Source organism: Arsenicicoccus dermatophilus (genome assembly GCF_022568795.1).
Classification (GTDB): Bacteria; Actinomycetota; Actinomycetes; order Actinomycetales; family Dermatophilaceae; genus Arsenicicoccus; species Arsenicicoccus dermatophilus.
Genome location: NZ_JAKZHU010000001.1, coordinates 1,787,815 through 1,806,765 on the forward strand (window position 1 = coordinate 1,787,815; position 18,951 = coordinate 1,806,765).

Below are 18,951 nucleotides of genomic sequence, written 5' to 3' on the forward strand. Positions count from 1 at the left end.
GCTCACCGCACGTCCTCGGCGAAGACGCGCTGCATCATGTGCCAGTCCTGCGTGTGCTCCCGGATCGCCCCCTCGAGGGCGGTGGCGCAGGCCTGGCTCATGGTCTCGGCGCGCTGCCGGGTGGTGCCGGTGGCGGGGACGGGCACCTCGGGGTGGAAGGTGATGACGATGTCGTGGCCGCTGCCGGTGCCGCCGGGGCCGGTACGGCGCTCGTAGTGTACCGAGACCGGGTGCAGCGGCGCCCCGGTCGCGACCGCCAGCGCGGCGGGTCCGGCGGCCATCCGGGCGTCGCGGCCGCAGAAGGTCACGGTGACGCCCTGGTCGGTGAGGTCGCGGTCGGCCAGCAGCGGCACGAAGGCGCCGGCGCGCACCGCCCGCACCAGGGCGGGAAACACCGGTCCTGCCCCGGTCAGCGGCAGGATCGTCATCCCGAGCTGCTCGCGGAAGTCGACGAAGGCGTCGTACAGCCCCTCGGGTCGCAGCCGCTCGGCGACGGTGGTGACGGGGGCGAGCTGGTGGGTTGACCAGGCGCCGGCGAGGTCCCAGTTGCCGAGGTGCCCGAGGAAGGCCACGGCCCCGCGGCCCTCGACGAGCGCGGCCCGGACCGGCTCGTCGCCGACGCACCGCACGGAGGTGACCACCGTGTCGGCGGTCAGGTCGGGCAGCCGGAAGGCGTCGCACCAGTACCTCAGGTAGGACCGGCTCCCGGCCTCGACGAGCCGCTCGAGCTGGGTGTCCGTGAGGTCGGGGCGCACCCGGCGATAGTTGGCGCGCATCCGGTCGATCGAGCGGCCACCCCGGCGGTACGACGCGACCGCTGCGCGGTCGAACAGCGCGTAGGCCACCCGCGCGGGGAGCAGGCGGACGACGCGCCACGCGAGGAGGAAGCCCCACAGGGTCAGCCGGTCACCCATGACGGCTCCTTCGGGTCGGGTCAGCCGAGGGACTGACGACGGACCACCACGATGCGCTGCAGCACGGTGACCGCGGACAGGACGGCGAGCAGCCACAGCGCCCAGGTGACGGCGCGGTCGCCGACCCCGACCCCGGCCAGGGCCGTGGCCGCGAGGATGAGCACGAGCCGGTCGGCCCGCTCGGCGATGCCCACGTCGGCCCGCATCCCCAGGCCCTCGGCGCGGGCGCGCACGTAGGACACGAGCATGCCGAGGACCAGGACGGCGAGGGCCACCGCGGTCATGGTCTGGCGCCCGTCGCGGGAGTAGTAGAGGACCAGCCCGCCGAAGATCGCGGCGTCGCCGACCCGGTCGAGGCTGGAGTCGAGGAAGGCCCCGAAGCTCGAGGTGCGCCCGCTGTGCCGGGCCATCACCCCGTCGATGGTGTCGCTGAACACGAACAGCACGATCGCCAGCGTGCCCCACAGGAACTCGCCGCGGGGGAAGAACCACAGCGCGCTCGCGGCGACGCCGAGGGTGCCGACGACCGTCACGGCGTCCGGGCTGACGCCGAGGCTCAGCAGGACCCGCGCGACGGGAGTGAAGATCCGGGTGGCGAGGGCGCGGAAACGGTTCAGCATGGTGGCTCCACCCTAGTGGTAGGCGCTTCCCGACTCGCAGGTGCGGCCCCGGCGGGTCGATGATGTCGGGATCACCGCAACGGCGCGGTGAACGATCCACCAACGATGAGGTCAGGTGAGATGACATGGCCGCCAACACCGCCAACGGTCAGAGAGCCGGTTCCCCCGCCCCGGCCCGCCCCGAGGACATCCGCAACGTGGTCCTCGTCGGTCCCTCGGGGTCGGGCAAGTCGACGATCTTCGAGCACCTGATAGCGGCCCGCGTCCCGGGGCACCGGGCCAAGGAGCAGACCAAGGGGTCCGACACCCGGTCCGTGGGGCTGGAGGCGGCGACCCTCGAGGTCGACGGGACGACGGTCACCCTGCTCGACAGCCCCGGGTATGCCGACTTCGTGGGCGAGGTGCGCGCGGGCCTGCGCGCCGCCGACGCCGCGCTGTTCGTGGTGAGCGCGGCCGACGGCGTGGACGCGGCGACGGCGCTGCTGTGGCACGAGTGCGCCGCGGTGGGCATGCCACGGGCGCTGGTGGTGACCAAGCTGGAGACCGGTCGTGCCTCCTTCGAGGACACCGTGGCCGACTGCCGGCGGGTGTTCGGCTCGGTGCAGCCGCTCTACCTGCCCGTCCTGGAGGGCGAGCGGATCACCGGGACGCTGGCGCTGCTGAGCCGGCGCGTCTACGACCTGAGCACCGGCACCCTCGTGCTGCGCGCGGCCACCGGCGACCAGCTCGCCGAGATCGACGCCGCCCGGCCGGACCTGGTCGAGACGATCATCACCGAGTCCGAGGACGATACCCTGCTCGACCGCTACCTCGACGGCGAGGACGTGTCCGTGGATCAGGTGCGCGAGGACCTGCTGGCCGCGATCGCGACCGGCTCCTTCTTCCCCGCCATACCCCTGAGCGCGCTCACGGGCGCCGGCGTCACCGAGCTGCTGGAGATCGTCAGCGACGCCTTCCCGGACCCGCGCCGCCATCCCCTGCCGATGGTGACGACCGTCGACGGCGACCCGGTCGAGCCGCTCGTCGGGGACCCGGACGGCCCGCTCGTCGCGGAGGTCGTGCGGACCTCGACCGATCCCTACGTCGGGCGGATCTCGCTGGTCCGGGTCTTCAACGGCACCCTGCACGCCGACGACCTGGTCCACGTGTCCGGGCACCTGTCGACCTTCGCGGGAAAGACCGTGGAGGGCCACCCGGACCACGACTCCCAGGAGCGCGTGGGGCCGCTGTCCCTGCCCGGCAGCGACGGGACGCACACGGCGATCAGGTCCGCCGTGGCCGGCCAGGTCGTCGAGGTCGCCAAGCTGGCGCACGCCGAGACCGGGGACACCCTGTCCGCCAAGGACTCACCCGTCGTGGTCGAGCCCTGGCTGCTGCCCGAGCCGCTGCTGCCCGTCGCGATCCACCCGGTGGCCAAGGCCGACGAGGACAAGCTCGCGAGCGCCCTGGCGCGCCTGGTCGCCGAGGACGTCACGATGCGGCTGGACCACGACGCCGAGACGCACCAGACGGTGCTGTGGACCATGGGCCAGGCGCACGTGGACCTCCTCCTCGGGCGGCTGGCCGAGCGCTACCAGGTGGCCGTGGAGGCGGAGCCGCTGCGGGTGCGGCTGCGGGAGACCTTCGTCGCGCCGGCCAAGGCCGTCGGCCGGCACGTCAAGCAGTCCGGGGGGCACGGGCAGTTCGCGGTGTGCCACGTGGAGATCGAGCCGCTCGAGCGCGGGGCATGCTTCGAGTTCGTCGACAAGGTCGTCGGCGGGTCGGTGCCGCGGCAGTTCATCCCCTCGGTGGAGAAGGGCATCCGCGCCCAGATGGCCAAGGGGACGCTGGCGGGCTACCCGATGGTGGACATCCGGGTCACCCTGACCGACGGCAAGGCCCACTCGGTCGACTCCTCGGACATGGCCTTCCAGACCGCGGGGGCGCTCGCGCTGAAGGAGGCGACGAGCTCGGCGACGGTCACCCTGCTGGAGCCGGTGGACACCGTGGACGTCACCGTCGCCGACGAGTTCGTGGGCGCCGCGATGAGCGACCTGTCCACGCGGCGCGGCCGGGTCGTCGGCACCGATCCGGCCGAGGAGGGACGCACGGTCATCCACGCCGAGGTGCCCGCGCTGGAGCTCACGCGCTATGCCATCGACCTGCGGTCGGTCTCCCACGGCACCGGGCGCTTCCACCGTGAGGTGCTGCGCTACGACCCGCTGCCGCAGCACCTGGCCCAGCAGGTCGTCACCGGCTGACCGGCACCCGTCGGGCGTCGCGCGAGGGCAGCGGTCCGCGGGGCCGTCACCGAGGCAGTGGCGGCCCTGCGGCCTGCTCGGGTGCCGCTCCCGAGTCTGCGCAGCGGCGCCCTCGCCCCGTGGTCGGACCGCGGGGATGGCAGACTTGACCCCATGGACCTCTACGTCATCCGTCACGGTCAGTCCGAGAACAACAAGCTGTATGCCGAGACCGGCAGCCGCGTCGGACGCACCCCCGACTCCGAGCTCTCCGAGACCGGGCACGAGCAGGCCCGACGCCTGGCCGACGCCGTCCGCAGCGACCGCAGCCACCTCGACGTGGACGTCCTCTACACCGCGCTCACCCACCGCTGCCTGCAGACCGCGGGCCCGCTCGGCGAGGCCCTGGGCCTGACGCCCGTGGGTCGCACCGACCTGGGTGAGGTCGGTGGGCTGTACGCCGCCCACCCCGCCACCGGCGTCCGTCGTCACTACCCCGGCCTGCCGGTGAGCGAGATGCGCGACATGATCCCCGAGCTGCAGATCCCCGCCGAGGTCGAGCAGGCCGGCGAGTGGGACGGCGGTTTCGAGGAGGAGCACGCCGAGGCCCAGCGTCGCGCCGCTGCGGTCCTGGCGGACCTGGCCGCCCAGCACGCCGACGACGCCAAGGTCGGCATCCTCACCCACCAGCACTTCGGCCAGCTGCTCGTCGGCGAGGTCGCGGGGATCGGCGAGGCCGGCCGCAAGTTCGAGCTGTCCAACTCGTCGGTGACCGCGTTGCGCCACGAGGACGGGCAGTGGCGGGTCCTGTGGGTCAACCGGGTGCGCCACCTGGAGACCGACCTGATCAACGCCTGACCCGGGCGATCCCGGAGCCGGTCGGGGCCCGGCCAGGTCACCATCAGGACACGAGACACAACGATCTGGAGGTCGGACCGGCCCTCCCCCTGGGCCGGTCCGACCTTGCTCCCTAGGGTGAGACCTGGTGCCCCGGACGGTCCGGGGCCTGATGACAAGGGGGGATTCATGTCTTTCGGCGACGCCGTCAAGACCTGCTTCCGCAAGTACGTCGACTTCTCCGGCCGCGCCCGCCGCCGGGAGTTCTGGTTCTGGACGCTCTTCACCGTCCTGGTCTCGCTCCTGGCCACGGCGCTGGATCACCTGCTCGGGTTCCGCGGCGAGGCAGGTGACATGACGCCGGTCCAGACCCTGGCGGCGCTGGCGTTCTTCCTGCCGGCGATCGCCGTGACGGCCCGTCGTCTGCACGACACCGGCCGCTCCGGCTGGTGGCAGCTGCTGGCGCTCATCCCGATCCTCGGTGGCCTGGTCCTGCTGTTCTGGGAGGTCAAGGACTCCCAGCCCGGCGTCAACAGCTACGGCCCCAACCCCAAGGGCGTGGGCGACGACGCCGGTCTTGGTGGCTATCCGGGCGCGGCCTACGGCCAGCCGCAGGGCCAGTCGTACGGTCAGACGCCGCCCGCTCCCCCGGCCTACGGTCAGCCGCAGCCGGGCACGGCCGACCAGCCGCCGTCGGGCAGCCCCTACTCGGGCTGACCTCTCGGGATGCCAGGGGCCCCGCACCGACACCTGGTGCGGGGCCCCTGGCATCCCTGGGCAGACCGGTGGCCCGCTCAGCCGAAGGCCTCCCACAGGGTCAGTGCGGACAGGGCCACCATGACCACGGCGGCGATCCTGGTGATGGCGCGCATGGGGATCACCGTGAGCAGCGCCTGGCCGCCGAGGATCGCGAGCAGCGCCACCGACCCCAGCCCCAGGACGGCACCGATACCGACGGACACCGGCGAGTGGTACTTCGCGGCGAGGTTGGCGGTCATGATCTGGGTCAGGTCGCCCCACTCCGCGAGGAAGATGATCCCGTAGCCCATGGACGCGACCTTGGCGAACCCGGCCTTGGCGTCGGTGGCGCCCACGACGGCTTCCTCCTCGGCGAGCTCGGCCGCCTCGTCCTCGGCGCCCTCCCGCCAGATGAGGACGGCCCCGAGCAGGAAGAGCCCGGCCACCAGGAGCTTGAGCAGCGTCTGGGGCAGCAGGGTCATGACCGAGCCCGCGGCCACGGCGATGACCACGTGCGTCGCGAAGGCCGCGGCCACCCCGCTGAAGGCCCAGAACCACGGGTAGCGCGTCCCCAGCACGAGGCTGGCGAGGGCTGACTTGTCCGGCAGCTCCCCGACGAAGATCAGGGCGAAGACGGTGGCGACGATGCCGACATCGAGCACGGGGGGCTCCAGAGGCTAGGGGGGACGGCGCGCACGCGCCGACCGACGATCCTATCCGCGCTCACGACCTACCGGCAGTCGTCGGACCCGTCTGCTCAGGGCGCCCAGGCCAGTCCGGCCACCGCGGGTCGATCCTGCAGGCGGGGGCACCGCCCGGCAGCGCGTGCCGGTGCTCGGCGACCCAGCCGTATGCCGCGGCCAGCGGACCGTCCAGCGCCGGGGCGTTCAGGACCCGGGCGACCGGCCGCAGGACGGGGTGCCCCAGCTCGACGGCGGCGACGACCGCGCGGTGCCCGGAGCTCACCCGCCCCTCCCGGTCGACGAGCTGCACCTCGGCCTGGCAGTCCTGCTCCGTCAGCCCCCAGCGGGCGAGCACCGCCCCGCCGAGCTGCTGCCACGGGCGGATCTCGTACCGGTCCCGGCAGACCCACCGCCAGGTCCAGCGCGCGGCGACCGTGCAGAAGCCGCGGTCGCCGTCGAAGATCAGCAGGGGCAGCGGAACGAGGTCGGTCCCTGCCTCCGGCATACGGCTCACGCCTGGGGCCAGGCGGCCACGAGCTGCTGCCGGGTGTCCTCGAGCAGCACCGGGAGGGCCTTGGTCTGCCCCACGATGGGCAGGAAGTTCATGTCGCCGCCCCAGCGGGGCACGACGTGCTGGTGCAGGTGGGCCGCGACGCCGGCACCCGCGACGGCCCCCTGGTTCATGCCGAGGTTGAAGCCCATCGGACGGCTGGCCGCCTGCAGCGCGCGGATCGCCTGCTTGGTCAGCGCCGTGAACTCCGCGGTCTCCTCGTCGGTGAGGTCGAGGTAGAGCGGCACATGGCGATAGGGACAGATCAGCAGGTGGCCGGGGTTGTAGGGGAACAGGTTGAGCACCACGAAGCACAGCTCGCCGCGGTGCACGACCAGGCCGGCCGCGTCGTCCTTTTCCGGGGCCGCGCAGAAGGGGCACCCGTCCCCCGCGTCGGCGCTCGGGCGCTCGGCGGTGATGTAGGCCATCCGGTGCGGGGTCCACAGCCGCTCGAAACCGTCGGTCACGCCGACGAGCTCGCCCGCGTCCTGGAGGGAGCCGGGCCGCGCACGCTCCGCGCTGGCGTGGTCCTGGTGGTCGGTCACCCGACGATCCTAGACTCGGGGCCATGACGACGCCCGCCACCCCACCTCCCGCCCCCGCCGGCGACGTGTGGACCGCGCTCCACCAGCCCGCCGAGCCCAACCCCACCGAGTGGGTGCGCCAGCAGCTCGCCGACATCGAGGCCGCAGGCACCACCGCGGTCGCCGGCGTCCAGGGTCGTGCCGTGGTCGTGCTGACCATGCTCGGCCGCTCGTCCGGCAAGGTCCGCCAGGTCCCGCTCATGCGGGTCGAGCACGACGACGTCTACGTCGCGGTCGCCTCCAAGGGCGGGGCGCCCGAGCACCCGGCGTGGTACCACAACCTCGTCGCCCACCCCCAGCTGCTGCTGCAGGACGGCTCCGAGACCACCCGCCGGGTCGCCCGCCTCGCCACCGACGAGGAGCGCGAGCAGTGGTGGCCGCGGTGCGTCGAGGCCTTCCCTCCTTACGCGGAGTATGCCGAGAAGGCCGGGCGCACCATCCCTCTCTTCCTGCTCGAGCGCCCGTGACCCGCCAGGAGCGGCTCCATCGGGTCCGGGCCAAGCTGCAGGACGCGATGGCCGAGCAGATCTGCCTCAACCTCGACATGCGCGACGACACCACCAAGGGCTACTGCATCGGCGTCGGCCGGCGCTGGGCCCTGGTGCGGGTGGCTGCCCCCTGGCCCGACGGGCTGGTGGCCGTCCGGCTGCGCGACCTGGAGCGGATCCGGCACGAGGACCACCAGGCCGTCGAGCGGTTCGCCTTCGAGCGGGAGGGAGCCTGGCCGCCCCTGCCGGTCGAGGGCATCGACCTGGACCGCACCGAGGGCCTGGTCACCGACCTCGCCGAGCGTTTCCCGCTGCTGGGGATGGAGGTGGAGGGCGCCACCGAGCAGCTCTTCGTCGGGGCGCCGGTGCTCCTCGCCGACGGCACCCTGATGCTGCAGGAGCTCACCACCGAGCCCGCCTGGGAGGCCCTGTCCACCTGGCGGCTGCGGGACCTGACCCGCCTCACCGTCGGCGACCGCTACCTGTCCCTCATGGACGAGCTGGCGCCCCCGAGGCCGCAGGACCCCTCACCCTTCGCCGACTAGGTGCCCGGCCACGCGCGCAGTCAGCCCGCGATGCTCGTGACGCCCGCCGGCGCCCGCAGGCTCGCCACGTAGGTGCCGTCCGGGGCGGGCCGCGCAGCCAGCCGGCGCGCGATCCCCGGCGCCGCCGGGCCCAGGGCGCTCAGGTCGGCCCGCAGGTGGGTCAGCCCCTCCGCCGCGGACCAGGCGCGCACCTCGCGGGCCAGCTGTCCGCCGATGCCGCACCGGCGGAAGGTGCTGGTCACGAAGACCGTGTCGAGCCAGCCCCACCGCGCCCGGCGCGACCCGCCCAGCACCGGCAGCCCGGCCACCAGCGTCAGGCCGGCCACGCCCAGCGGCCGGCGGTCGACCTCGGCGAGCCAGAAGGGCCGGTCCCCGCTGTCCCGCAGCCAGGCGTCGGCGAAGCCGTCGAGGAACTCCGGGTCCGGCCCGGCGCCCTGCTCGCGGCCGAGCTGCAGCATCATCGCGGCGACGGCGAACGCGTCGTCCGGTCGTGCTCGGCGGACGTGGGCTGCAGCGGGCATGGCCACAGTCAACCATCACGTGAGGGTGGAGGCATCTCCTGTGGCTGAACCGTCACCGAACGGCGCAGGTGGCGGCCGTTCAGGCAGATCCGCCCCGAGAACCGCAGCCACCCCGAAGCCGGACTTCCGGTGGTGGTGGGGCGCGTGCGCGGCGAGCGACCTGGGCAGCGCGGTCGGCGCGGGGGCACTGCCGCTGGTCGCCCTGGTCGTGCTGCACGCCTCGGCCTGGCAGGTCAGCCTCCTGGCCGCGCTGTCCGGTGCGGCGGCGGCCGCCCTGGCCCTCCCCCTCGGGCCCGCCGTCGAGCGCCGCCGCAAGCGCCCGGTCATGGTCGCCGCCGACCTGGTGCGCGCCGCCGCCCTGGTCAGCGTCCCCGTGGCGACCTGCCTGGGGGTCCTCACCTACGCACACCTGTGCCTGGTGGGGATCCTGACGACCATGGCCACGATCGCGTTCACGACGGCCTCCGGGGCTCACCTCAAGGCGCTGGTGACCGCCGAGCAGCGGGTCACCGCCAGCGCCCGCCTCGACGGAACCTGCTGGGCGGCGACCACTCTCGGCGCGCCGCTGGGCGGCCTGCTGATCAGCTGGCTGGGCGCCACCGCCACCATGGCGGTCGACGCCGTCAGCTATCTCGCCTCGGCCGTGGGTATCGGCGCGATCCGCTCCCCCCGAGCCGGAGCCACCCGCCCGGGACGCCGGGCGGGGATGGGCGACCGAGATCCTCGCCGGCTGGCGGCACGTCTGGGAGAACCCTTGCCTGCGAGCGCTGTTCGTCAACGCGATGATGTTCGGCGGGGCGATCACGGCGGTCTCTCCCCTGCAGGCCGTCCTGATGCTGCGGGACCTGGGCTTCGCCCCGTGGCAGTACGGCCTGGCCCTGGGACTGCCCGGGCTCGGCGGCTTGCTGGGCGCCGTGCTCGCGCCATACCTCGTGGCACGCCTGGGCGAGCATCGCGTCCTGCTGGGCGCCGGCGTGGCCCGCACCCTGTGGCTGGCTCCCGTCGCGCTCGCGCCGCCCGGCACCGCAGGCGTCGTGACCGTGGTATGCGCCGACACCGCCCTGCTGCTGTGCGCCGGGGTGTTCAACCCGACCTTCGTGAGCTGCCGCCTGCGGGAGACCGGCGACGACCATCTCGCGCGGGTGACGGCCGCCTGGTCGATCACCGCCAAGGTCGTGCAGCCGGCGTTCGTCCTGATCGGCGGAGCGCTGGCCATGGTCGTCGGCACCCGCGGCACCATCGGCGTCGCCGCCGCCCTCCTCCTGGCCAGCAGCCTGAGCCTGCCGTGGCGGTCACGTGGAGCGCGGCGTCTCGGATGACGGAAGGCCCGGGCGAACGGTCCGACCACCGTCATACCGTGCTCGGCAGGTCATGAGTGTCAGCTGCACGGCCCCGGCCGGCTGACCGGCAACCCTCCCACGCGGCGGGGTGCCCCGGGTGACGACCAGGCCGCCGGTCGACCGACCCGCGGCAAGCGCGATCTTCGCAAGGAGCCTTCCCGTGAGCGACCCCACCTGGCGTTTCGAGACCCAGCAGATCCACGCCGGCCAGACCCCTGACGCCGAGACCGGCGCCCGGGCGCTGCCGATCTACCAGTCCACGAGCTTCGTCTTCGACGACGCACAGGTCGCGGCCGACCGGTTCGCCCTGTCCGACCTCGGCCCGATCTACTCCCGCCTCGGCAACCCGACCAACACCGTCGTCGAGGAGCGGATCGCGGCCCTGGAGGGCGGAGTCGGTGCCCTCCTGCTCGGATCCGGTATGGCGGCGACCACCTTCGCCATCCTCAACGTGGCTCAGGCCGGTGACCACGTGGTCGCCTCCCCCGCGCTGTACGGCGGCACCTACAACCTGCTGAAGTACACGCTGGCCAAGCTGGGCATCACCACGACCTTCGTCGAGGACCAGGACGACCTGGACCAGTGGCGCGCTGCCGTCCGCCCCGAGACGCGGCTGTTCTTCGGCGAGACGATCTCCAACCCCGACCAGCGGGTGCTGGACGTCGCGGGCGTCGCCGGGGTGGCTCACGAGGCGGGGGTGCCGCTCTTCGTGGACAACACCGTCGCCACGCCCTACCTCCTGCGCCCGATCGAGCACGGCGCCGACGTGGTGATCCACTCCGCGACGAAGTTCCTCGGCGGCCACGGCACCTCGGTCGTCGGGGCGCTGGTGGACGCGGGGACCTTCGACTACGCGGCGGACCCCGAGCGGTTCCCGCAGCTCAACACCCCCTCGGAGAGCTACCACGGGCTGGTCTACGCCCGGGACCTCGGCGTCGGCTGCCCGCTCGGCGCCAACCTGGCCTTCGTCCTCAAGGCCCGGGTCGAGCTGCTGCGCGACCTCGGGGCCGCCTGCTCGCCGTTCAACGCCTTCCTCGTCGGCCTCGGGCTGGAGACGCTCAGCCTGCGGATCGAGCGGCACGGCGCGAACGCGCGGGCGGTCGTGGACCACCTGGTCGGGCACCCGCAGGTGGCCTCGGTCAACTACGCGTCGCTCGACTCCAGCCCGAGCAAGGCCAACGCGGATCGCTACTGCCCCAGGGGAACCGGGTCGGTCTTCTCGTTCGAGATCGAGGGCGGGATCGAGGCCGGACGGGCGTTCGTGGACGCGCTCGAGCTGCACTCCCACGTCGCCAACATCGGGGACGTGCGATCCCTGGTGATCCACCCCGCCTCGACCACCCACTCCCAGGGCTCGGACGAGGACCGCCGCGGCGCGGGCGTCACCCCCGGCCTGATCCGCCTGTCCGTGGGGCTGGAGCACGTCGACGACATCCTCGCCGACCTGGACCGCGGCTTCGCGGCGGCTGCCCGCGTCGGCATCTGACCGCCCCCTCGCCCCGCCCCACGTGTCCGCCCCCGAACCGGCGTCCACCAGGACCAGGAGCGCCCTGGCTCCGGTCCGAGCGGGGCCGGGAAGGTCGTGGAGCGGGGCTGACGCCGCGCCGCGTCAGGCGGAGATCAGCAGGAGAGCCGCTTCAGCCCTTCGAGGCTCGATCCATCTGGAAGGCCACGACGGCGACGCGCAGGAGGACGCCGGCGACCGTCCCGCCGCGATGGGCCCCTCCTGGAAGCCTTCGACCCTGCGCACCATCACGTCGTCGTGGAGCGGGAGCGTCGACGACTCGAGGTCCGGCAGAGCGGTCGCGCCCAGCCCAGGGCCGACGAGGACCTCCCCGCGCCCTGACCGGGCTGGGGGCAGGCCTGCCCAACCGGATCAGCGCGTCTCGTGCTCCGCGTGCCAGCGGTCGTGCTGGGCGATCCCCGAGGGCGGCACGCCCGCGCCGCAGGTGAGGCAGACGGGCAGGCTGGGCCACGGCCCGTCCGGGAAGGCATAACCCTCCGGCGCCTGCTGCTTCTCCAGGCCGAGATACGCACGAATCCGCTGCATGACGTCCACCCCGCCAGTCTTCCAGAACCCCTCCGGCCCTGGCCCGGGAGGCGGTATGCCGAGAAGCCGAAGGGCGGCGCCCCACCCGCGCGGGTGGGGCGCCGCCTTTCTCGGCATACGGCCAAGGATCAGGCGTGGCCGAGGCCCTCGGACCCGGCCGGCTCGTCCACACCCGCTCCGGGGGCGGTCGTCACCTGGGCGCGGGACTCGATGGCGTGGACGATCTCCTCGATCGCGTCGGCCACGGGCACGCCGTTGCGCTGCGACCCGTCGCGGTAGCGGAAGGACACGGCCCCGGCCTCCATGTCCTCCCCACCGGCGATGAGCGTGAACGGCACCTTGGACTTGGAGGCGTTGCGGATCTTCTTGGGGAAGCGGTCGTCGCTGTGGTCGACCTCGACGCGCACGCCGCGCCTGCGCAGCTGGCGGGCGACGTCCTCGAGGTAGTCTGCGAAGTCCTCCGCGACCGGGATCGCGAGCACCTGCACCGGCGACAGCCACACCGGGAAGGCCCCGGCGTAGTGCTCGACGAGGACGCCCATGAACCGCTCGATGGAGCCGAACTTCGCCGAGTGGATCATCACCGGGCGCTTGCGGCTGCCGTCGCTGGCCTGGTACTCCAGGCCGAAGCGCTCGGGCTGGTTGAAGTCGTACTGGATCGTCGACATCTGCCAGGTGCGGCCGATGGCGTCGCGCGCCTGCACGGACACCTTGGGGCCGTAGTACGCCGCGCCGCCCGGGTCGGGGACGAGCTCGAGCCCGGACTCCAGGCAGACCTCCTCGAGCACGCGGGTCGCGACCTCCCACTGCTCGTCCGACCCGATGAACTTGTCCTTCTTGGAGCCCTCGGTCTCGCGCGTGGACAGCTCGAGGTAGAAGTCGGACAGCCCGAAGTCGCGCAGCAGCCCGAGGACGAAGTCGAGCAGGTGCTTGATCTCGGCGGGCGCCTGCTCCTCGGTGACGTAGGAGTGCGAGTCGTCCTGGGCGAAGCCCCGCACCCGGGTCAGCCCGTGGATGACGCCGGACTTCTCGTAGCGGTAGACCGAGCCGAACTCGAAGAGCCGCAGCGGCAGCTCGCGGTAGGACCGGCCGCGGGAACGGTAGATGAGGTTGTGCATCGGGCAGTTCATCGCCTTGAGGCGGTAGTTCTGCCCGGGCCTGACGACCTCGCCGTCCTCGCCGAGCACCTCGTCGACGTGCAGCGGCGGGAACATCGTGTCGGCGTAGTACGGCAGGTGACCCGAGGTGTGGAAGAGGCCGTCGCGGGCGATGTGCGGCGTCCCGACGTACTCGAAGCCCTCCTCGATGTGCCGCCGACGGACGTAGTCCTCCATCTCCCGCTTGATGATCCCGCCCTTGGGGTGGAACACCGGCAGCCCCGAACCGATCTCGTCGGGGAAGGAGAACAGGTCGAGCTCGACGCCGAGCTTGCGGTGGTCGCGTTTCTCGGCCTCCGCGAGGCGGTCGAGGTAGGCCTTGAGCTCGTCCTTGCTCGGCCAGGCCGTGCCGTAGAGCCGCTGCAGCTGCTCGTTGGCCTGGTCCCCGCGCCAGTAGGCCGCGGCGGAGCGCATCAGCTTGAAGGCGTTGCCGATGATCTTGGTGCTGGGCAGGTGCGGGCCGCGGCACAGGTCGCCCCAGGCGACGGAGCCGTCGCGGCGGACGTTGTCGTAGATCGTCAGCTCGCCCGCGCCGACCTCGACCGAGGCGCCGGCCTCCTCGTCGTCGTGCGACATGTTGCCCTTGAGGCCCACGAGCTCGCACTTGAAGGGCTCGCCCGCGAGCTCCTCGAGCGCGTCCGTCTCGGACACCACGCGGCGCCGGAAGGTCTGGCCCTCGTTGATGATCCGCTGCATGACCTTCTCGAGGGCCTTGAGGTCCTCGGGCGTGAAGGGCTCGGACACCTGGAAGTCGTAGTAGAAGCCGTCGCGCACGGGCGGTCCGATGCCGAGCCTGGCGTCGGGGTTGACCTGCTGGACGGCCTGGGCCATCACGTGGGCGCAGGAGTGGCGCAGGACGTTCAGCCCGTCCTCGCTGCTGACGTGCACGCCCTCGACCTCGTCGCCCTCGCGCAGCTCGTAGGCGAGGTCCTTGAGCTCGCCGCCCACGCGGGCCACGACGATGCCCTTGTCGTCGGCGAACAGGTCGGCGGCAGTGGTGCCTGCCGCCACCGATCGCTCGTCCCCGGCGATTCTCACGGTGATGTCGGCTGGCACGGTCGTCTCCACTTCGTCTGGGCTGGTGCACCCCGGGCGGTCCGGCACGAGGGCCGTATGCCGCCGCGCAGGCGCGGGATCCGACCTCGCCACCGGTGGCGAGGTCGGAGACTAGGCTATCGGTCGCCGCAACCGGGTCGGCTCAGGTCGACCACCGCCCGCAGCCGGCGGGGCTGCCCGCCCGGTCAGAAGGAGGCGCAGCAGCGCACCACGTGGGCGCGGTCGCCGACGAGGACGTCACCGCCGAGCACCGTCTCGGCATACAGCCCGGCGCACGAGCTCGGCCGACGCCCGAGCCGGATCGTGACGTCGCCCACCTGCAGCTCCTGCCCGGTGAGGGCGTCGAGGGTCTCGTCGGGCATGTCCAGCACCAGGTTGGCCCGCAGCTCCCCGTCCGCGCACTGGCCTGTGGTGGCGACCAGGAGCGGGCGGCGCTTGACCCGGTCGCCGACCAGTCCGCTGTCGGTGAGGACGCCCTGGCGCAGGGGGCGTCCCGGCTCACCCTTGACGGGGTAGACCCACAGGGCGGTGAGCGGCCAGGTCGCGGAGTCGGAAGATGCCATGGGACCAGGGTGCCCTGCACCCCCGTCGCCGGACCAATCGCCCAGGCATGAGGGACCTGGCACGAAGAAGGGCCAGGAGGTGAACTCCTGGCCCTTGCCGGTGGACGTGAAGGGACTCGAACCCCTGACCTCTCGCGTGTGAAGCGAACGCTCTAACCAACTGAGCTACACGTCCGTGCTATGCCTCGCGGTCGTCCGCGGCGGCAACTCGTGAATGATAGCCGCAGCCAGGGCCGCAGGAGAAATCCGGCGCTCCCGGGCCGGTCCCGATGGGCGGTGGGCCGACCCCCGACCCTACTCACTGTGAGTCATGCGCGATGGCGTCATTTGTCTGGTTAGGGCCCGTTCGTGCCCGTCCCCCCGCTACTCGCGGTTGTTTTCGGCAAACCTCAGGAACTCCGGTCGGGCGTGAGTAATATCGCCGACACGGGGCCACCCTGCAGGGTGGCTGCCCCCTCCACCATGAGGGGCCGCAGGGTCTAGAAGACGGCCTGAGCCACCAACAACTCTATGGAGTACTCGTTGAGCGCGTCTTCGCATCACGTGGTCTTCGGCCTGCCGCACGTCCGGCCGACCGAGGACGGAGAGTCCGAGCGACTCCTGGCCGGCATCGCGGACCTTCCCGCGGGCGAGCGCCAGGAGGTCTACAACCGGGTCATCGCCATGAACATCGGTCTGGCCAAGCGCCTGGCCGCGCGCTATCGCAACCGCGGCGAGCCCCAGGACGACCTGGAGCAGGTCGCCAACCTCGGCCTGGTCATGGCCGTGCTGCGCTACGACCCTTCCCACGGCGTCGGTCTCGTCGACTTCGCCACCCCCACCATCATCGGGGAGCTGCGCAAGCACTTCCGGGACAAGTGCTGGTCCGTCCGCCCGCCGCGTCGGCTGCAGGAGCTGCGGCCACGCGTCCGGGAGGTCCAGCAGGAGCTGGAGCAGGCCTACGGCCGGGTCCCCACCTCCACCGAGGTGGCCGACGCGCTGGGCCTGACCCCGCGCGAGCTGGCGGACGTCGAGCAGGCGGCCACCGGCTACCAGCCGCTCTCCCTCGAGCACCCCACGGGCGAGGGCGCGAGCTCCACGCTCGGCCACCTCATCCCGGACGAGGACAACGACCTCGAGCACCTCATCGACGAGATGACCGTCCACACCCTCCTCGACTGCCTGACGCCGCGCCAGCGCCGCATCGTGGAGCTGCGCTACTTCTCGGAGATGACCCAGCAGGAGATCGCCGACGAGATCGGGGTGAGCCAGGTCCAGGTCTCCCGGCTGCTGACCCAGATCCTCAACAAGCTGCGCAACGTGCTGGAGGTCCAGCGCCCGTCGGTCACCCCGATCAACGCCCCCACCGGGGCCACGCGCGCGCTGCGCATCCCCTCGGAGTCGGTGGCCTGACCCATCCCCGCCCCGCGTCGACGGCGCCGCTGCCTCCGGGCGGCGGCGCCGTCGCCACGCTCCCCCGTCCCCGGCAAGCCGAGGGATCGGGGGCCGGCATGACGACGAAGGCCCCCGGGGAACCCGGGGGCCTTCGTGGTGGTGGGCGATACTGGGTTTGAACCAGTGACCTCTTCCGTGTCAAGGAAGCGCGCTACCGCTGCGCCAATCGCCCTAGAGCGAGGGGCGCGATCTCTCGCGCCCCTCGTCGGAGCGGACAACCGGGCTCGAACCGGCGACCTCAACCTTGGCAAGGTTGCGCTCTACCAACTGAGCTATGTCCGCCTGCACCGCGTGCGGTGCGCTTGGAAATATTATCCGATAGATGACGCGCAGCCCAAATCGAGGTGTCCGGCAGGCGCCGCCGGGACTCAGCGCCGGGGCGGCAGCCGGACCGTGAGGTCCGATCCCGCCGACAGGGTCAGCGTGACGGTCCCCGACAGGCCCACCGACGACCCGGCCGTCGGGCTCTGGGCCACCACGACGTCCTTGCGCAGCAAGGGGTCTGCGGTGGCGGTGGTCGGGGCGAGCCGGACGTCGAAGCCCGACGCCTGGACGACCTGCACCGCCTGGTCGCGGGACAGCCCGCGCACGTCCGGCATGACCGAGCGCAGCCCCGACAGCTCGGCGGGGCCGACCGGCTCGAACCGCTGCACCGGCAGGTCCTCGTGCGCCGCCTTCATGGTGGCCTGCCAGATCGGGCCGGCCGCCGTGGCGCCGAACACCGAGCCGATCCGGCGACCGTAGAGCCGGACCGAGTTGATCGGGTGCCGCTGACCGCCGCGCGGGTCACCCACCCAGACGGCGGTCGCCAGCTGGGGGGTGTAGCCCGCGAACCACACCGCCGCGTTGCCGTCCATGGTCCCCGTCTTGCCGGCGACCGGACGGCCGATCGAGAGCTTCTTGCCCGTGCGGAAGGGGTCCTTGCCGTCGACCGTCTCGGCCAGGCCCTGGCTGACGGCGTCGGCGATCCCCGGGCGGATCTCCTGACGGCAGGCGGGGTCCTGGGCCTTGCGCGGCTTGCGGTCCGGTCCGGCGATCCCCACGATCCCGATCGGGCGACAGACCTTGCCGTGAGCCGCGAAGGCGGCATACACCGAGGCCATCTGCACCGGCGAGGCATCCCGGGTGCCCAGCGTGGTCGACCACTCGTGCTTCCCGATGCTCGTGGGCAGGGACAGGCCGAGCCGGTTGGCCATCTGGACGACCTTCTTGACGCCGATCTTCTCCTCGAGCATCACGAACCACGTGTTCGACGAGCGGGCGAGGGCCTGGCCGGCGGTCAGCCGGCCCGCGTCCTCGGGCATCGAGTTGCGATAGCCCCCGGGCGGATACGGCGGGGCGGAGGGGATGTACCGCGGGGGCGCGTCCTGCACCCCGTCGACGGGGAAGCCGCTCTCCAGCGCCGCCGCGTAGGTGATGGGCTTGAAGGTCGAGCCCGGCTGGAAGGCCGGGAGCACCGGGTAGATCTGGTTGGTGCGCCCCTCCCCCAGGCCGAAGGACCGGTTCTGCGCGAAGGCCACGACCTCGCCCGTCCCCGGCCGCACGACCGCGACCCCGGCGGCGAACGGGTTGTCCCGGCCCAGGGCCTCGTCGACCGCCCGCTGGGCGGCGTCCGCGATCGAGGGCACCAGCGCGGTGCGGATCGTCAGGCCCGAGTTCATGAACCGGCGACGCTGGTCGGCCGTCGCCCCGAAGGCCGGGTCGGTCTCCAGGGTCTGGCGGATCCACTGGCAGTAGAAGGGATAACGGCTCGCCGTGCAGCCGTTGGCCGCCTCGGAGGGCTTCAGCCCCAGGGGCAGGCGCTGGGCCTGCGCCGCCTGGTCCGCCGTGATCGCTCCGGTGTCGCGCATCCGCGCCAGCACGATGTTGCGGCGGGTCATCGCCTGCTTGGGGTGGCGCATCGGGTTGTAGCCCACGGGATTCTGGACCAGCCCGGCGAGCATGGCGGCCTGGGGCAGGGACAGCCGGGACGCGGGCACGGAGAAGAAGTGCTGCGCCGCCGTGCCGATGCCGTAGGCCCCGTCGCCGTAGTAGGCGATGTTGAGGTAGCCCTGCAGGACCTGGTCCTTGGTCATGGTCTGCTCGAGCGAGGCGGCGATCTTGGCCTCCTGCGCCTTGCGCGGGATGGTCGAGGCCGTCGCCCGGGCTCGCTCCTCGGCGGAGTCGGCGTTGTTGACCAGGACGTTCTTGACGTACTGCTGGGTCAGCGTCGAGCCGCCCTGGGTCCCGCCAGACCCGGCGTTGTGCAGGGCGGCGCGCAGGATGCCCCGGGGGTCGACGCCGCCGTGGTGGTAGAACCGGTCGTCCTCCACCGCGATCACCGCCTTGCGGGCGATCGGCGAGACCGCCGCGAGCGGCACCTCGACGCGGTTCTCGGAGAAGAACGTGGCGATGACCGAGCCGTCCGCAGCCAGGATCGTGGACCGCTGGGGCACCGGCTCGATCGGCATCGCCGAGGGCAGCGAGGCCCAGTAGTCCGCCACCGCGTTGGCGGTGCCGCCCGCGACGGCGACGACCGGCGTCAGGGCGGCAGCGGTCGTCAGGCCACCCGTGGTCGCGAGCCCGAGGATGGCCAGGCCTGCGGCGATCGGGGACATGGTGGTGCGCCGGCGGGTGCGCCGCAGCGGCGCGCGAGTGGAGCTCCTGCTCATG

At 72.6% G+C, this 18,951-nt stretch carries 17 protein-coding genes, 3 tRNA genes, 1 pseudogene and 1 riboswitch; of the genes and pseudogenes, 8 read left to right on the forward strand and 13 right to left on the reverse strand.

All coding sequences use genetic code 11. The features are described from left to right. Positions 1-2 precede the first annotated feature (2 nt). Positions 3-914 (reverse strand): phosphatidylinositol mannoside acyltransferase, encoded by a 912-nt coding sequence (locus MM438_RS08330; RefSeq protein ID WP_241452017.1) that lies wholly within the window; start codon positions 912-914, stop codon positions 3-5. Positions 915-934: 20 nt separating this feature from the next. Then, positions 935-1,534 carry a phosphatidylinositol phosphate synthase gene (gene pgsA, locus MM438_RS08335; RefSeq protein ID WP_241452018.1) on the reverse strand — a complete coding sequence of 200 codons (600 nt, stop codon included), beginning with the start codon at positions 1,532-1,534 and terminating at the stop codon, positions 935-937. Positions 1,535-1,659: 125 nt separating this feature from the next. Here pgsA and MM438_RS08340 point away from each other — a divergent pair, with 125 nt between their 5' ends. The 3 genes from MM438_RS08340 (at position 1,660) to MM438_RS08350 (ending at position 5,307) form a co-directional block, all read left to right on the forward strand. Continuing rightward, complete coding sequence (locus tag MM438_RS08340) at positions 1,660-3,774, forward strand: elongation factor G-like protein EF-G2 (protein ID WP_241452019.1); 2,115 nt, start codon at positions 1,660-1,662, stop codon at positions 3,772-3,774. Positions 3,775-3,927: 153 nt separating this feature from the next. Next, a complete protein-coding gene (locus MM438_RS08345; protein WP_241452020.1) occupies positions 3,928-4,611 on the forward strand; it encodes a histidine phosphatase family protein in 684 nt (227 codons plus the stop codon). A 168-nt stretch (positions 4,612-4,779) separates the two neighbouring features. Continuing rightward, positions 4,780-5,307, forward strand: coding sequence for a DUF805 domain-containing protein (locus MM438_RS08350; protein WP_241452021.1), 528 nt, complete (start codon positions 4,780-4,782; stop codon positions 5,305-5,307). 77 nt (positions 5,308-5,384) lie between these two features. Here the strand turns inward: MM438_RS08350 and MM438_RS08355 are convergent, their stop codons facing one another. The 3 genes from MM438_RS08355 to MM438_RS08365 all read right to left on the reverse strand — a co-directional run bounded on the left by MM438_RS08355 (position 5,385) and on the right by MM438_RS08365 (position 7,028). Further along, positions 5,385-5,990, reverse strand: coding sequence for a TMEM165/GDT1 family protein (locus tag MM438_RS08355; protein ID WP_241452022.1), 606 nt, complete (start codon positions 5,988-5,990; stop codon positions 5,385-5,387). Between the two features lie 61 nt (positions 5,991-6,051). After that, a complete protein-coding gene (locus MM438_RS08360; protein WP_241452023.1) occupies positions 6,052-6,516 on the reverse strand; it encodes a thiol-disulfide oxidoreductase DCC family protein in 465 nt (154 codons plus the stop codon). A gap of 5 nt (positions 6,517-6,521) precedes the next feature. Beyond that, on the reverse strand, positions 6,522-7,028 hold the full coding sequence (locus MM438_RS08365) for an HIT family protein (protein WP_241453393.1): 507 nt from the start codon (positions 7,026-7,028) through the stop codon (positions 6,522-6,524). 101 nt (positions 7,029-7,129) lie between these two features. On the opposite strand from MM438_RS08365, the gene MM438_RS08370 reads away from it, so the two are divergent. Together MM438_RS08370 and MM438_RS08375 are read left to right on the forward strand one after the other, a co-directional pair. Beyond that, on the forward strand, positions 7,130-7,612 hold the full coding sequence (locus tag MM438_RS08370; RefSeq protein WP_241452024.1) for a nitroreductase family deazaflavin-dependent oxidoreductase: 483 nt from the start codon (positions 7,130-7,132) through the stop codon (positions 7,610-7,612). Continuing rightward, positions 7,609-8,178 (forward strand): hypothetical protein, encoded by a 570-nt coding sequence (locus tag MM438_RS08375; protein ID WP_241452025.1) that lies wholly within the window; start codon positions 7,609-7,611, stop codon positions 8,176-8,178. Before MM438_RS08370 ends, MM438_RS08375 begins: the two co-directional genes overlap by 4 nt. A gap of 20 nt (positions 8,179-8,198) precedes the next feature. Here MM438_RS08375 and MM438_RS08380 read toward each other — a convergent pair whose 3' ends face one another. Beyond that, positions 8,199-8,699 (reverse strand): GNAT family N-acetyltransferase, encoded by a 501-nt coding sequence (locus tag MM438_RS08380; RefSeq protein WP_241452026.1) that lies wholly within the window; start codon positions 8,697-8,699, stop codon positions 8,199-8,201. Between MM438_RS08380 and MM438_RS16740 the strand changes: the two are divergent. Beyond that, positions 8,698-10,018 (forward strand): annotated as a pseudogene (locus MM438_RS16740) (MFS transporter). The gene MM438_RS08380 and the pseudogene MM438_RS16740 sit on opposite strands and share 2 nt — an antisense overlap. Positions 10,019-10,066: 48 nt before the next feature. Further along, positions 10,067-10,182, forward strand: a riboswitch (SAM riboswitch). Positions 10,183-10,199: 17 nt separating this feature from the next. Continuing rightward, entirely contained in the window at positions 10,200-11,525 is a 1,326-nt protein-coding gene (locus MM438_RS08390) for a bifunctional o-acetylhomoserine/o-acetylserine sulfhydrylase (RefSeq protein ID WP_241452027.1), read from the forward strand. Positions 11,526-11,915: 390 nt separating this feature from the next. Here the strand turns inward: MM438_RS08390 and MM438_RS08395 are convergent, their stop codons facing one another. The 4 genes from MM438_RS08395 to MM438_RS08410 all read right to left on the reverse strand — a co-directional run bounded on the left by MM438_RS08395 (position 11,916) and on the right by MM438_RS08410 (position 15,040). Beyond that, the gene (locus MM438_RS08395) at positions 11,916-12,098 is read right to left on the reverse strand and encodes a hypothetical protein (protein WP_241452028.1); all 183 of its coding nucleotides are present in this window, start codon (positions 12,096-12,098) and stop codon (positions 11,916-11,918) included. A 119-nt stretch (positions 12,099-12,217) separates the two neighbouring features. Continuing rightward, entirely contained in the window at positions 12,218-14,302 is a 2,085-nt protein-coding gene (gene thrS / locus MM438_RS08400; protein ID WP_241452029.1) for a threonine--tRNA ligase, read from the reverse strand. 185 nt (positions 14,303-14,487) lie between these two features. Continuing rightward, the gene (locus tag MM438_RS08405) at positions 14,488-14,865 is read right to left on the reverse strand and encodes a hypothetical protein (protein ID WP_241452030.1); all 378 of its coding nucleotides are present in this window, start codon (positions 14,863-14,865) and stop codon (positions 14,488-14,490) included. A 101-nt stretch (positions 14,866-14,966) separates the two neighbouring features. Then, positions 14,967-15,040: transfer RNA gene (locus MM438_RS08410), tRNA-Val, on the reverse strand. A 347-nt stretch (positions 15,041-15,387) separates the two neighbouring features. On the opposite strand from MM438_RS08410, the gene MM438_RS08415 reads away from it, so the two are divergent. Next, positions 15,388-16,257, forward strand: a complete 870-nt coding sequence (locus MM438_RS08415) for a SigB/SigF/SigG family RNA polymerase sigma factor (protein ID WP_241452031.1) — start codon at positions 15,388-15,390, stop codon at positions 16,255-16,257. A gap of 139 nt (positions 16,258-16,396) precedes the next feature. Here MM438_RS08415 and MM438_RS08420 read toward each other — a convergent pair. The 3 genes from MM438_RS08420 to MM438_RS08430 form a co-directional block, all read right to left on the reverse strand. Then, positions 16,397-16,471 (reverse strand) — tRNA-Val (locus MM438_RS08420). 37 nt (positions 16,472-16,508) lie between these two features. After that, positions 16,509-16,581: transfer RNA gene (locus MM438_RS08425), tRNA-Gly, on the reverse strand. Positions 16,582-16,667: 86 nt separating this feature from the next. Next, entirely contained in the window at positions 16,668-18,950 is a 2,283-nt protein-coding gene (locus tag MM438_RS08430; RefSeq protein ID WP_241452032.1) for a transglycosylase domain-containing protein, read from the reverse strand. Between the last annotated feature and the right edge of the window lies 1 nt (position 18,951).

What these genes read in the sequence shown, in the direction of transcription:
- MM438_RS08330 (WP_241452017.1), bottom strand. Translation starts at nt 914, where the DNA reads ATGGGTGACCGGCTGACCCTGTGGGGCTTCCTCCTCGCGTGGCGCGTC.
- pgsA (WP_241452018.1), bottom strand. Translation starts at nt 1,534, where the DNA reads ATGCTGAACCGTTTCCGCGCCCTCGCCACCCGGATCTTCACTCCCGTC.
- MM438_RS08340 (WP_241452019.1), top strand. Translation starts at nt 1,660, where the DNA reads ATGGCCGCCAACACCGCCAACGGTCAGAGAGCCGGTTCCCCCGCCCCG.
- MM438_RS08345 (WP_241452020.1), top strand. Translation starts at nt 3,928, where the DNA reads ATGGACCTCTACGTCATCCGTCACGGTCAGTCCGAGAACAACAAGCTG.
- MM438_RS08350 (WP_241452021.1), top strand. Translation starts at nt 4,780, where the DNA reads ATGTCTTTCGGCGACGCCGTCAAGACCTGCTTCCGCAAGTACGTCGAC.
- MM438_RS08360 (WP_241452023.1), bottom strand. Translation starts at nt 6,516, where the DNA reads ATGCCGGAGGCAGGGACCGACCTCGTTCCGCTGCCCCTGCTGATCTTC.
- MM438_RS08370 (WP_241452024.1), top strand. Translation starts at nt 7,130, where the DNA reads ATGACGACGCCCGCCACCCCACCTCCCGCCCCCGCCGGCGACGTGTGG.
- MM438_RS08380 (WP_241452026.1), bottom strand. Translation starts at nt 8,699, where the DNA reads ATGCCCGCTGCAGCCCACGTCCGCCGAGCACGACCGGACGACGCGTTC.
- MM438_RS08405 (WP_241452030.1), bottom strand. Translation starts at nt 14,865, where the DNA reads ATGGCATCTTCCGACTCCGCGACCTGGCCGCTCACCGCCCTGTGGGTC.
- MM438_RS08430 (WP_241452032.1), bottom strand. Translation starts at nt 18,950, where the DNA reads ATGAGCAGGAGCTCCACTCGCGCGCCGCTGCGGCGCACCCGCCGGCGC.